Here is a 13,216-nt window from a genome sequence, read left to right as displayed (position 1 = left end):
GTTCAATTTATGTTCGCAGCAACCAAGTCAAATCTCAACAGTATTGAGAAGAATACTGATTATGTAGTTAATGATATAACCGAAGCTGAATTCGGGAGAAAAGAACTTTTGATCGCTGAAACAGAAATGCCCGGTTTAATGGCACTGAGAAAAAAATATGGATCCCAAAAACCATTAAATGGTGCTTTCATCGCAGGTAGTCTCCATATGACTATCCAAACAGGAGTTCTAATTGAGACTCTCGTTGAACTTGGCGCAAAAGTTAGATGGGCATCATGTAATATTTTTTCCACACAAGATCATGCTGCTGCAGCCATCGCAAGTTCAGGTGTCCCAGTATTTGCTAAAAAGGGTGAAACTTTAGATGAATACTGGGAATATACACACAAAATTTTTGAATGGAGCGATGGTGAATCTGCAAATATGATTCTTGATGATGGTGGTGATGCTACTGGATTGATTATTTTGGGGAGCAAAGCGGAAGAAGATATTTCTGTTCTTAATGACCCTTCAAATGAAGAGGAAATTGCATTATTTGCTTCTATTAAGAAAAAACTTTCTCAAGATCCAAATTTTTATTCAAAAGCGAAATCTTTTATAAAAGGAGTGACTGAGGAAACTACGACAGGTGTGGCTCGTCTTTACCAAATGGAAAAAAGTGGAGAACTTGTATTTCCAGCTATTAACGTAAATGATTCTGTGACTAAAAGTAAGTTTGACAATCTTTATGGTTGTCGTGAATCCTTGGTGGATGGAATTAAAAGAGCTACAGATGTAATGGTGGCTGGTAAGGTTGCCCTGGTTATGGGGTATGGAGATGTGGGGAAAGGTTCGGCTCAGTCTTTAAGGGGGTTAGGTGCGACAGTCATGATCTCTGAGATAGATCCAATATGTGCACTTCAAGCCGCAATGGAGGGTTTTAGAGTTGTGAGACTAGATGAAGTGGTTGAAGAGGTAGATATTTTTGTTACAGCAACTGGAAATTTCCAAGTTATTCGTCATGAGCATTTGATCAGGATGAAGAACGAATCGATAGTTTGTAATATCGGCCATTTTGATAATGAAATAGAGGTTTCTTCTTTAAAGGCCTATGAATGGGAAAATATTAAGCCTCAAGTTGATCACATAACATTGCCAAGCGGTAACAAAATAATTCTTTTAGCAGAAGGAAGATTAGTCAATCTTGGATGTGCGACTGGTCATCCAAGTTTTGTTATGAGTAATTCTTTTACCAATCAAGTATTAGCTCAAATTGAATTATTCAAATATGGCGTTAAATATTTGAATAAAGTTTATGTTTTGCCAAAACATTTAGATGAAATGGTGGCTATTCTTCATTTAGATAAAATAGGAGCAAAGTTAACTAAGTTAACTGAAGAACAAGCTGAATATATTAATGTTCCAATTGAAGGTCCTTATAAGGCTGATCAATATCGTTATTAATTTATTTAGATAATTCAAAATAAATGGAAATATCTGAATTTATATCTTCTTTACCAGTATTAATAGGCAATGCAGTTGAGACTAACCAATGGATTGGTTATGGGGCGATCTTGCTGGCAATGTTTTTGGAAAATCTAATTCCGCCAATTCCCTCGGAGTTGATTATGCCCCTTGGTGGCTTTTATGTTTCTCAAGGTCAATTAGATTTTTTACCAGTTGTTTTAGCAGGTTTAATAGGAACTGTTGTCGGGGCTTTGCCTTGGTATGGAATAGGAAGATTAGTTAATGAAGAAAGACTTGAGCAATGGCTTGAGAAGAATGGACGTTGGATTGGAATTAATCCTAAGGAACTTGCTCGAAGTCGTAAATGGTTCAACACTTACGGGGTGTCTTTAGTCTTTTGGGGGAGATTAGTACCGGGAATTCGCACTTTGATTTCAGTGCCAGCAGGTGTAGAGTTGATGCCCATTACTCCCTTTCTGATTTGGACAACTGCTGGAAGCCTGATTTGGACCTTGTTTTTGACAATTACCGGGTTTTATTTGGGCGATAATTATGCAAAAATTGAAATATGGATGAATCCTTTCTCTAGTATCTTTAAGACAATACTTATTTTAATTTTTTCTGGTGCTTTAATAATTTTAATTTATAAAACTCTTCGTAAACTAATTATCAATTAAAAGAGATATTATTAAAATGGTATTTCGTCATTACTTGGCTGTTGATTGAAATTGTTGTTTTGAAAATTACTATTTTCTGAATCTCGTTTGGACCCTAATAATTCAAGTCGATCAACTCTAACAACTGGCTTATTCCTATCCTCTCCAGTATTACGATCCTTCCAACTATCCATTTTGAAGCTACCAGTTATACCTATCAAAGAGCCTTTTTTTACATAATCAGCTGCAACTTGGGCTTGTTTGCCCCAAATTTCTAAATTGAACCAATCTGGCTCGTCGTTCCGATTCCTTCTATTTACAGCCATTGTTAGATTTGCTACTACAGTTCCAGATTCAAAATATCTAACTTCAGGATCTCTGCCTGCTCTGCCAACAAGAGTGACTGAATTTATTGCCATCATTAACTCCTCTGTTTAATGGTTACTAACTAATATATTTATCTTAGTTCAACTCTCTTTATGATGTCTCAAATGATTGAAATCCGTGTTTTTTAACCGTTTCAAATTTTCCCGAGATATCGGGATTGATTTAGGTACAGCAAATACCTTGATTTATGTTTCTGGTAAGGGAATTGTATTGCAAGAACCTTCAGTTGTAGCAATGGATTTAGAAGAGGGAGTTCCTCTCGCCGTAGGCGATGATGCGAAGTTAATGTTAGGTCGAACACCAGGAAATATTCGTGCCGTTAGGCCGCTTAGGGATGGTGTAATCGCGGATTTTGATGCGGCTGAGCAAATGCTTAAGACTTTTATTCAAAAATGTAATGAGGGCCGTGGAATTATTGCACCTCGACTAGTTGTTGGTATTCCTAGTGGCGTGACTGGTGTCGAAAGACGAGCAGTTCGTGAAGCTGGCCTTGCGGGAGCAAGAGAGGTGCATTTGATTGACGAACCTGTAGCTGCTGCAATTGGAGCTTCTTTGCCGGTTACAGAGCCTATCGGAACCATGATCGTTGATATTGGCGGGGGGACTACTGAAGTAGCTGTTTTAAGCCTTGGCGGTACAGTTTTAAGCGAATCTGTAAGGGTTGCGGGAGATGAAATTAATGATTCCATTGCGACTTATTTGAAAAAAGTACATAACTTAGTAGTTGGGGAAAGAACGGCTGAGGAGATAAAAATTAAAATTGGATCAGCATTTCCCTCTAATGAATTTGATTTGCAATCAATAGATGTAAGAGGATTGCATTTGCTTTCAGGTTTGCCTCGTTCAATTAATTTGAAAGCTGGCGATTTACGTGAAGCAATGTCAGAGCCACTGAATAAGATAGTTGATGCTGTAAAAAGAACTCTAGAGAGAACTCCACCCGAACTAGCTGCAGATATTGTTGATAGGGGGATAATGCTCGCAGGTGGGGGGGCATTAGTTAGAGGAATTAGTGATCTGTTGAGTCATGAAACAGGAATTTTTACACACGTAGCTGAAGATCCATTACTCTGCGTCGTAAATGGATGTGGTTTGGTTTTAGATGATTTTAAATCAATGCGCAGAGTTCTAGATACACCTGATTTTGCTAGAAATGTAATTAGAGATTGAAAAATGATTAAAGCCCGAGGGAAAATAGGGTTTTATTTGCTTTTGAAAAGTAAGTTTTGGATAATATTTTTCTTGGGAGCATTATTATTTGGGATACGTTGGACAAAAGGAGCAGGATATTTAGATTTTTACTCTATTTTGTTAAAACCCATACTCCCTGGCCCCGCTCAACGAGAATGGATTAAGGAAGGAGAAAATATTGAAAGAAATATTAGATTAAAATTACTTGAGGACGATAATACTCGTTTGAGAAGAGCTCTATCTTTGAAAGAGTTTAATGCTGGTCAAAGAATTTCAGCTGCTGTCATATCTCGTTCTTCAAGAAATTGGTGGCAACAGTTAGAAATTAATAAGGGAGCAAAAGATGGCGTTTTGCAAGGACAGACAGTAATTGGACCAGGTGGCTTAATTGGCCTAGTTGACAGCACAACTCCGCTTACTGCAAGAGTTAGATTATTGACTGACCCTGGTCATCAGGTTGGAGCTTGGATTGATCGAATTAAGCGGCATGGGATTTTGACTGGGATGGGTACAAATAGACCAAAACTAATTTTTTTAAATAAAAATAGTTTGGCTAAAGTTGGAGATGCAGTTACTACGTCACCAGCAAGTACTTTATTACCTCCAAATTTAACAATTGGAATTGTTCAGTTTGTTAATGAAAAAGCTTTACCTGCTCCATACGCAATCGTTCAATTAACTGCATCACCTGAGGCCATAGATTGGGTTCAAATCTTGAAAAATAATGGCCAAAAATAATAAGAAAATATTACTATTTTTTACTATAATCTGTTTGCAAGCTTGTATAGTTATATCGCCTGGTTGGCTTAAAATAAATGGAATAACTCCATGCTGGCCTGTTGTTTTACTGTTGCCGTTTTCAATTAAGAATCCTCCTTGGAAGTCTGTTTTAGCATCAATTCTATTAGGAATTTTTATCGATTCTTTTACAATTAGTGATGTTTCTTATATTCCATCTTTATGTATTTTATCTTTAGTTTGGAGTAAATATGGATTGCATAATAAAAAAATCGAATTATTTTTAAATATTGGTTTAATGTCTATCTTTGGAACTGCTTTTATAGGCTTTTCTATTTGGGTTCAAAAAATCATCTTATATAGCGTTTTAAGAAATAACTGGTTTCATTCTTGGTCGATTTATGTATTAATTTCTGAGGTTATAATTACTGGATTAGTTTCTCCATTTTTCTCCTCATGGCTTCTTCTTACTTATAAACAAAACTAATGAAAAATTTTTTTAAGTTTGAGAAATAGAATCAATATTTATTTTATTAGTAGGTACTTTGTCTTTTAAATTAGTCAAAGAGCTTTGAATAACTGACTTGAAGATGATATCTTCATATAATAAGAGGCCTTTTCGACATAAAATTTCGATGGTCCTGTCACCAAGGCAACAGCTAATCTCATGACCTGCATTTTGGTTGTAGATGATGAACCAGCAGTACTAAAAGTCTTGGTTACAAGGCTTAATCTTGCTGGATACCAAGTTTTATCTGCTCAGGACGGAGAACAAGCACTCGAGGTTTTTCATAAAGAAGCACCAGATTTAGTGGTATTGGATGTCATGCTCCCTAAGATGGATGGGTTTGCAGTGTGTCGAAGAATAAGAGCCGAGTCTTGTGTACCAATAATATTCTTAACTGCTCTTGAAGCGATTTCTGAAAGAGTTGCAGGTTTGGATTTAGGCGCTGATGATTATCTGGCTAAACCATTCAGTCCAAAGGAATTAGAAGCAAGGATTGCGACGATTTTGAGAAGAGTTGGACCTGCTCCTACTGTGGATGAGCCCAGAGAGGTCCCATCAGGTCAAGGAGTAATGAAGCTTGGTGATCTTGTCGTAGATACTAATAGAAGGCAAGTCAGTAGAGGAGGAGAAAGAATAGGCCTTACATACACAGAATTTAGTTTGCTGGAATTATTATTTCGTGAGCCTGGCCGAGTTGTTCCTAGAGCAGAAATTTTGGAACAGCTTTGGGGTTATCCTCCTAGAAGAGCAGCTGATTTAAGGGTTGTGGATGTCTACGTAGCTCGTTTACGAGGAAAGCTGGAACCAGATCCAAGGAATCCGGAGTTGATTTTAACTGTAAGAGGTATTGGATACGCCTCTCAGAGAATGGGAGAATTTCCTACTGCTATTGCCAGTTAAAGATTAATAGAACAAAATTGATAGGTTTTTCATTTGATCTCGTTTATTCCTGTCGTATGTATGAAATGCTTTGTCTGAATTAAGAGATACTCGCCTCGCGAAGGCAAAAGCACTAAAAAGCCTTGGACAAGGTCCATATGCTTTGAATTTTCGACCTACTGATTCTGCCAATGTTTTGCAGAACAAATATGCAGACTTACCGAATGGTCAAGAAAAAAAAGACGAAGTATCCATCGCAGGGCGAGTAACTTCTAGAAGAGTGATGGGCAAACTTGCTTTTTTTACTCTTGCCGATGAAACTGGCACAGTTCAACTTTTTTTGGAAAAGGCGACCTTAAATCAAAATGAAAATAGCGAGAACTCAAAGAATAATTTTGAGAACATTACCTCTCTCGTTGACACTGGAGATTGGATAGGAGTCAGTGGAATATTAAGGAGAACTGATAGAGGTGAACTTTCTATAAGGGTTTTTGAATGGTCAATGCTCTCAAAATCTTTACATCCCTTACCAGATAAATGGCATGGACTTGCCGATGTCGAAAAGCGCTATAGACAAAGATATTTAGATTTAATTGTCAATCCTCAGTCAAGAAAAACTTTTCGAACTAGGGCTTTATTAGTTAGTTCAATTCGACGATGGTTAGATGAAAAAGACTTTCTTGAAATCGAGACTCCAGTTTTACAATCAGAAGCTGGAGGAGCGGATGCAAGGCCTTTCATAACTCATCACAACACTCTCGATTTGCCTTTGTATTTGAGGATTGCAACAGAATTGCATCTTAAAAGACTTGTGGTGGGTGGATTTCAAAGGGTCTATGAACTTGGAAGAATTTTTAGAAATGAAGGGATTAGCACTAGGCATAATCCTGAATTTACTTCTGTTGAAATTTATGAGGCCTTTGCTGATTATTTCGACATGATGGATTTAACAGAACAATTACTTTCTTCAGTTTGCGAAAAGATTTGTGGATCAACCAAAATTAATTATCAAGAGCAAGAAATAGATTTGCAACCTCCTTGGAGAAGGGCCACGATGCATGAATTAGTTAAGGAATTCACCGGAATTGATTTTGAATTGTTTGGAGATAATTCTGATGATGCTAGAGCTGAAATGCGTCGAGAGGGGCTTCAAGTGCCCGATAAGGCTGATAGTGTTGGAAGACTATTAAATGAAGCGTTTGAACAAGCAGTAGAGCCCAAATTGGTTCAACCTACATTTGTGATGGATTATCCAATTGAGATTTCTCCATTGGCTAGAAAACACAGAACTAAGAAAGGTTTAGTTGAAAGATTTGAACTTTTTATTGTTGGTAGAGAAACTGCTAATGCTTTTAGTGAATTAATTGACCCTATTGATCAAAGAGAACGTTTACTTTTACAGCAAGCGAAAAAAGAAGCAGGTGATCTTGAGGCTCAAAGTTTGGATGAGGATTTTATCAATGCTCTTGAAGTCGGAATGCCTCCAACAGGAGGCCTAGGAATAGGTATTGATAGGTTTGTAATGCTTTTAACAGATAGTCCTTCAATAAGAGATGTCATAGCTTTTCCACTTTTACGACCAGAATCAAATTTAAAACAAACTGGAAAGTGACCCATCAGAGTGGATAATAGGCGAGTAAGTATTTTGTTCAGATGAGTGGCGAGAGAGTTGGTTTCCGTTTCAAGCATGCAGATGCTGTTGTGAAAAGGAACCCCCAGGGGCGTTCAAGACGCGGTTGGGTTATGGAACCTGTTGAGCAAACGACAAGCAGGGGCACAAAAATGCCTGCTTATCGCATTAGATGGAGAGATAGCGAGCGTCCTGAAATCGTTTTACAGCATATGCTCATTGCTGATCCTGATCCAACACCGCCACCTGAAAATGTCAGTTTGGATGTCACATGAGAAAGGATAATTAAAGTTTGATTTTTTATAAAAATTCTAGTAAAAAGTAATAAATTTTTTCTTTTTAAAAACGTTTTAGAGCATTAGCTACATCTCTTTTGGAGTCATTAATCTTCTCTTGATCTCTTTTGTCATGAAGTTTTCTTCCTTTACCGACTCCTATTTTTAACTTGATCCATGAGCCTTTGAGGTAAAGACTTAAAGGTATAATTGCTAAACCTTTTCTCTCTAAATTTATTTTTAATTTCTCGATTTCTTTTCGATGCGCAAGAAGTTTTTTGATTCTCAGAGGTTCGTGATTGAAAAATTTACCGGCATGATTATGCGGTGATATATGAACATTATGAAGTTGGATCTGATCTTTTTTAATTAGGCAAAATCCATCTTTTAAGTTTACTTTCCCAGCTCTAATTGATTTAACTTCAGTTCCAAGAAGCTCCAAGCCAGTTTCAAGAGTTTCTAGGATTTCATATTCATATCTTGCTTGTCGATTTTCTGCTAAGCGACGATTTCCATCAACTGAGGAATTTTTTTTGGATTTTTTCTTTCCTTTTTTGCTCATTCTTCTATTTACCTCCATTTTTGATGAGATGCCACTACCCTTTGGTCATGGCAATTGTGTCTTCAATTAGTAATCATTCTTCTCTTCCTAATGATAAAGGAGAGGAAAGATTTGTTGGTCCTAGTCTTTTAAAGGAGGAGCTTAAATTATCTCAACAAGATTCACTCAGGCCTAAATCTTTTAATGATTTTGTAGGTCAATCTGAATTAAAGAAAGTTCTTGAGATTTCAGTTAAAGCATCATTAAAAAGAGGCGAAGCACTTGATCATTTAATGCTTTATGGGCCGCCAGGATTGGGAAAAACTACTATGGCTCTTGTTATTGCTGAGGAATTGGGGGTTAAAGCGAGAGTTACAAGCGCTCCTGCTCTTGAACGACCAAGAGATATTGTTGGATTATTGATCAACATGCAGCCACGTGAATTGATTTTTGTTGATGAGATTCACAGACTAAATCGCATATCACAGGAACTTTTGTATCCAGCGATGGAAGATAGAAGGTTGGATTTGACTGTAGGTAAGGGTACTTCTTCGAGAATGCGATCAATCGAAATCCCCCCTTTTACCTTAGTAGGTGCTACGACAAAACCAGCAGCATTAAGCTCACCTATGCGAGATCGTTTTGGCATCACTCAGCGACTAGATTTTTACAATTATTTGGATCTTGAAAATATAATTAAAAGATCTGCGAAACTGATTAATTTATTAATTTCAGAGGAAGCATCACACCAATTAGCTAAAAGAAGTAGAGGTACTCCCCGGATTGCAAATAGGCTCATACGAAGAGTTAGAGATTATGCAGAAGTGCATTCTTCTTCAAAAATAATTGATGTTGAAGTTGTTAACGATGCACTTGATCTACATCGTGTGGATCAAAGAGGGTTAGATGCAACAGATAGAAGTTATTTAGACTTGTTAGTTAATCAATATCAAGGGGGCCCAGTAGGACTTGATACTTTGGCTGCTGCACTTGGAGAGGATTCAACCACTATTGAAACTGTAGTTGAGCCTTATCTAATGCAAATTGGTTTTTTACAGAGGACTTCTAGGGGAAGGGTTGTTACTGCAGCAGCTAAAAACCATTATTTGCTAACTTCCGCAAATAATATAGTTACATGATTTTTGGAAGAGTTGTAAAAGTTCTACTTTTACTTTCTATTATTTTTGTTTTTGTGCCATTTTCGACCCAAGCCAAGGTGCTTCCTAAAGTTTTATTCGAGAAAGCTCTTCAAGAAAGTAAAGAAGGAGATTTCATTCGAGCTGAAAAAGATTGGAGTTCTTACTTAAATGAGAACCCAAATGATGCGGCTGCGTTAAGTAATAGAGGTAATATTCGTCTCGCACTTGGTGATCCTATAGGAGCCATAAAAGATCAAACTAAAGCTATTGAAATTTCACCTGAAGATTTAGACCCTTATCTGAATAGAGGAATTGCTGAAGAAGCTTTGCAGCGTTGGGAGGATGCTAGTAAAGATTATAAATATGTTTTAAAGACAAATCCTAAAGATGTTTCAGCTTTATATAACTTGGGTAATGTTATGGGCTCCATGGATAATTGGAATGAAGCGAAAAAATTGTTTAGTCAAGCTGCTTCATCAAATAACTATATAGCTATGGCTAGCTCGAGTGAGGCGCTTGCGATTTATCAATTGGGTGATCTTGAACTCGCTGAAAAGAAAATCAGAATATTAATCCGTAAATATCCTTTATTTGCAGATGCGAGAGCAGTATTAAGTGCTCTTCTATGGAAGAGAGGTTTATCAGGTGAAGCTGAAAGTAATTGGGCTGCGGTTGCTGGATTAGATATTCGATATCGTGAGAAGGATTGGTTGTTGGATATTCGCCGTTGGCCTCCAAGACCTACAAATGATTTGGTTGCATTTCTTGCGATGGATGATAGATGAAAGATTTAGAAAAACCAATTGACGTTTTAACCAAGGACATACTGCCTGAGTTGATTCAATTACGACGTCATCTCCATGCTCACCCAGAGCTAAGCGGTCAGGAATATCAAACAGCTGCTCTTGTTGCCGGGGAACTTAGAAAATCAGGTTGGGAAGTTATAGAAGCAGTTGGAAAAACGGGAGTGGTGGCTGAAATGGGTAACAAAAACGGACCTGTTGTTGGCTTACGAGTTGATATGGATGCTTTGCCAATCGAGGAGAGAACAGGCTTAGATTATTCTTCTTCAATTCAAGGCCTGATGCATGCTTGTGGTCATGATCTACATACTTGTATCGGTTTGGGGGTGGCTAAAGTATTAGCAAAAAACAAATTTACAAATTCTCGAATCCGAATAATTTTTCAACCTGCTGAGGAGATTGCTCAAGGTGCAAATTGGATGAGAGCTGAGAACGTTCTTGAGGGAGTCAAAGCTCTCTTTGGTGTACATGTTTATCCAGATTTGTCAGTTGGTAAGATTGGAATAAGAAGTGGTACTTTTACGGCCGCCGCTGCTGAATTGGAAATAAATATTATTGGTAATGGAGGGCATGGCGCTAGACCCCATGAAGGCGTAGATGCAATTTGGATTTCTGCGAAAGTTATTAGTGGACTTCAAGAGGCTATTAGTAGACGATTAGATGCTCTTAAACCGGTAGTTATTAGTTTTGGGAAAATTTCAGGAGGAAATGCCTTTAATGTAATTGCTGAGAGGGTGAAGCTTCTAGGCACAGTGAGATGTCTTGATAGCAACCTTTATGAAAAATTACCTGTGTGGATTGAGAAAATAGTGAAAAATATAGCCTCTAACTACGGAGCTAAGGTTAATATAAATTTCAAGTCGATTGCGCCTCCAGTTTATAACGATCCCGAGTTGACGAGTTTGTTATCTACCTGTGCGAAGAATTTTATGGATGAAAAAAATATTGTCTATTTAGAAAATCCATCATTAGGTGCTGAAGATTTTGCTTTCTTCTTGCAAGATGTACCAGGGACGATGTTTCGATTAGGAGTCGCTGGAGATCAAGGTTGTGCTCCATTGCACAGTGGTCATTTCTCTTTGGATGAAAGAAGCCTGGAATTAGGAATTAACATTTTGTCTCACGCTTTAGTCATGGCATCGAAAACTCCTCAAGACATCTAGCTGCTTAATTTTATGAAAAGATTGGGTAATCCATTAATCTCACTTTCAGCACCTTTGCTTATTTTATTAGCAATTACAGGCTTTTTACATAGAGAGGGCAGAGATAAAATCCAAGCCATACCTGCTTTAGTTGTTGGAAGTGGATTGGTTGTGACTGGAGCGGTTAGAAGATTTAGGCGACGAAGAATGTTGTTTCTAGAGATAAAAAAAGATATGAATGATCAAAATTTGTAATTTCAAAAATTTTTTCCATAAAAACTTTAGTGTTTAGTTACTGATTTCGAGCTAATTTGTATTTATCACTAGGGGTGCCATACAGCTTTGCTTTATGGCTGAGATCACACCCTCTGAACTTGATCTGGTTTGAACCAGTGTAAGGAAAGTGACATCTTGTGATCTTTATGTATATTGCTCCTTTTTTATTCAATAGCTTTTTAGTTCATGCGGAATTCATGGGTGGCTTCCAGGAACAGTAAAACAAATGTTTCTCAGATGCATTTTGCTCGCAAAGGCGAAATTACTGAAGAAATGAGTTTTGTGGCAAAGCGTGAGAATCTTCCTGAGTCTCTAGTTATGGAAGAGGTTGCGCGAGGTCGAATGGTTATTCCAGCCAATATTAACCATACGAACTTAGAGCCGATGGCAATAGGTATTGCCTCAAAATGTAAAGTCAATGCAAATATTGGCGCTTCGCCTAATGCAAGCGATATTAGTGAAGAATTAAAGAAGCTTGAACTGGCAGTAAAATATGGCGCAGATACTCTTATGGATCTCTCTACTGGAGGGGTTAATTTAGATGAGGTGCGAACTGCAATTATTAATGCCTCACCTATCCCGATTGGTACAGTTCCTGTTTATCAAGCTTTAGAAAGTGTTCACGGTTCTATTTCAAGGCTAACTGAGGATGATTTTTTACACATCATAGAAAAGCATTGTCAGCAAGGAGTTGATTATCAAACTATTCATGCAGGCTTATTGATTGAGCATTTACCCAAGGTTAAAGGTCGTATAACTGGAATAGTTAGTCGTGGCGGAGGAATTCTTGCTCAATGGATGCTCTATCACTACAAGCAAAATCCTTTGTTTACTCGTTTTGATGATATTTGCGAAATATTTAAACGCTATGACTGCACTTTTTCTTTGGGTGATTCACTCAGGCCGGGATGTCTGCATGATGCATCAGATGAAGCTCAACTTGCTGAGTTAAAAACTCTGGGAGAATTGACAAGACGTGCTTGGAAACATGATGTTCAAGTCATGGTTGAAGGGCCTGGTCATGTACCTATGGATCAAATTGAATTTAATGTTAGGAAGCAAATGGAGGAGTGTTCAGAAGCTCCTTTCTATGTTTTAGGACCATTGGTAACAGATATATCTCCTGGTTATGACCACATTTCAAGTGCAATTGGAGCCGCTATGGCAGGTTGGTATGGTACCGCGATGCTTTGTTATGTGACACCTAAGGAACATCTTGGGTTGCCAAATCCTGAGGATGTCAGAGAAGGTTTGATTGCTTATAAAATTGCTGCTCATGCTGCAGATGTTGCAAGGCATAGAGCAGGAGCTCGTGATCGTGATGATGAATTAAGCAAGGCTCGGAAAGAATTTGACTGGAATAAACAGTTTGAATTGTCCTTGGATCCAGAGAAAGCTAAGCAATATCATGACGAAACTTTACCTGAAGAAATTTTCAAAAAAGCAGAGTTCTGTTCTATGTGTGGTCCTAATCATTGTCCAATGAATACAAAAATCACAGATGAAGATCTTGATAAATTAAACGATCAAATAAAATTAAAAGGTGCATCTGAATTAACTCCAGTAAAGTTAAACAAAGAAAATTAGTTCTTTGTTTAACTGTTT

The 13,216-nt window shown here is 37.6% G+C and carries 15 protein-coding genes and 1 riboswitch; of the genes, 13 read left to right on the top strand and 2 right to left on the bottom strand.

Features of this window, described 5'->3' with window-relative positions; translation table 11 throughout:
- The first annotated feature begins 9 nt into the window (after positions 1-9).
- A complete protein-coding gene (gene ahcY, locus O5639_RS06860; RefSeq protein ID WP_269623809.1) occupies positions 10-1,443 on the top strand; it encodes an adenosylhomocysteinase in 1,434 nt (477 codons plus the stop codon).
- Between the two features lie 23 nt (positions 1,444-1,466).
- Entirely contained in the window at positions 1,467-2,123 is a 657-nt protein-coding gene (locus O5639_RS06855; RefSeq protein WP_269623808.1) for a DedA family protein, read from the top strand.
- Between the two features lie 11 nt (positions 2,124-2,134).
- Here the strand turns inward: O5639_RS06855 and O5639_RS06850 are convergent, their stop codons facing one another.
- Entirely contained in the window at positions 2,135-2,521 is a 387-nt protein-coding gene (locus O5639_RS06850) for a single-stranded DNA-binding protein (RefSeq protein WP_269625528.1), read from the bottom strand.
- A gap of 85 nt (positions 2,522-2,606) precedes the next feature.
- Here O5639_RS06850 and O5639_RS06845 point away from each other — a divergent pair, with 85 nt between their 5' ends.
- The 6 genes from O5639_RS06845 to O5639_RS06820 all read left to right on the top strand — a co-directional run bounded on the left by O5639_RS06845 (position 2,607) and on the right by O5639_RS06820 (position 7,710).
- Complete coding sequence (locus O5639_RS06845) at positions 2,607-3,659, top strand: rod shape-determining protein (RefSeq protein ID WP_269603652.1); 1,053 nt, start codon at positions 2,607-2,609, stop codon at positions 3,657-3,659.
- Positions 3,660-3,662: 3 nt separating this feature from the next.
- Positions 3,663-4,418, top strand: a complete 756-nt coding sequence (gene mreC, locus O5639_RS06840; RefSeq protein WP_269623807.1) for a rod shape-determining protein MreC — start codon at positions 3,663-3,665, stop codon at positions 4,416-4,418.
- Complete coding sequence (locus O5639_RS06835; RefSeq protein WP_269623806.1) at positions 4,405-4,905, top strand: hypothetical protein; 501 nt, start codon at positions 4,405-4,407, stop codon at positions 4,903-4,905. The genes mreC and O5639_RS06835 overlap by 14 nt, the downstream gene beginning before the upstream one ends.
- A gap of 180 nt (positions 4,906-5,085) precedes the next feature.
- Positions 5,086-5,826, top strand: a complete 741-nt coding sequence (gene rpaB, locus O5639_RS06830) for a response regulator transcription factor RpaB (RefSeq protein WP_269623805.1) — start codon at positions 5,086-5,088, stop codon at positions 5,824-5,826.
- A 70-nt stretch (positions 5,827-5,896) separates the two neighbouring features.
- Positions 5,897-7,417, top strand: a complete 1,521-nt coding sequence (lysS, locus tag O5639_RS06825; RefSeq protein ID WP_269623804.1) for a lysine--tRNA ligase — start codon at positions 5,897-5,899, stop codon at positions 7,415-7,417.
- Positions 7,418-7,458: 41 nt separating this feature from the next.
- Complete coding sequence (locus O5639_RS06820; RefSeq protein WP_011295538.1) at positions 7,459-7,710, top strand: hypothetical protein; 252 nt, start codon at positions 7,459-7,461, stop codon at positions 7,708-7,710.
- Between the two features lie 64 nt (positions 7,711-7,774).
- Here the strand turns inward: O5639_RS06820 and smpB are convergent, their stop codons facing one another.
- The gene (gene smpB / locus O5639_RS06815) at positions 7,775-8,272 is read right to left on the bottom strand and encodes an SsrA-binding protein SmpB (RefSeq protein WP_269623803.1); all 498 of its coding nucleotides are present in this window, start codon (positions 8,270-8,272) and stop codon (positions 7,775-7,777) included.
- A 47-nt stretch (positions 8,273-8,319) separates the two neighbouring features.
- Here smpB and ruvB point away from each other — a divergent pair, with 47 nt between their 5' ends.
- The 5 genes from ruvB to thiC all read left to right on the top strand — a co-directional run bounded on the left by ruvB (position 8,320) and on the right by thiC (position 13,198).
- A complete protein-coding gene (ruvB, locus tag O5639_RS06810; RefSeq protein WP_269623802.1) occupies positions 8,320-9,390 on the top strand; it encodes a Holliday junction branch migration DNA helicase RuvB in 1,071 nt (356 codons plus the stop codon).
- Positions 9,387-10,175, top strand: a complete 789-nt coding sequence (locus O5639_RS06805) for a tetratricopeptide repeat protein (RefSeq protein WP_269623801.1) — start codon at positions 9,387-9,389, stop codon at positions 10,173-10,175. Before ruvB ends, O5639_RS06805 begins: the two co-directional genes overlap by 4 nt.
- On the top strand, positions 10,172-11,356 hold the full coding sequence (locus O5639_RS06800) for an amidohydrolase (protein WP_269623800.1): 1,185 nt from the start codon (positions 10,172-10,174) through the stop codon (positions 11,354-11,356). The genes O5639_RS06805 and O5639_RS06800 overlap by 4 nt, the downstream gene beginning before the upstream one ends.
- A gap of 12 nt (positions 11,357-11,368) precedes the next feature.
- Entirely contained in the window at positions 11,369-11,590 is a 222-nt protein-coding gene (locus O5639_RS06795) for a DUF3188 domain-containing protein (RefSeq protein ID WP_269623799.1), read from the top strand.
- A 60-nt stretch (positions 11,591-11,650) separates the two neighbouring features.
- A riboswitch (TPP riboswitch) is annotated at positions 11,651-11,754 on the top strand.
- Positions 11,755-11,797: 43 nt separating this feature from the next.
- Complete coding sequence (thiC, locus tag O5639_RS06790; protein WP_269623798.1) at positions 11,798-13,198, top strand: phosphomethylpyrimidine synthase ThiC; 1,401 nt, start codon at positions 11,798-11,800, stop codon at positions 13,196-13,198.
- Positions 13,199-13,216 lie beyond the last annotated feature (18 nt).

Origin of the sequence: Prochlorococcus marinus str. MIT 1214, from assembly GCF_027359355.1 — a bacterium.
In the GTDB taxonomy this organism is placed as follows: domain Bacteria; phylum Cyanobacteriota; class Cyanobacteriia; order PCC-6307; family Cyanobiaceae; genus Prochlorococcus_B; species Prochlorococcus_B marinus_F.
This window is presented reverse-complemented; position numbering and strand designations above follow the sequence as displayed.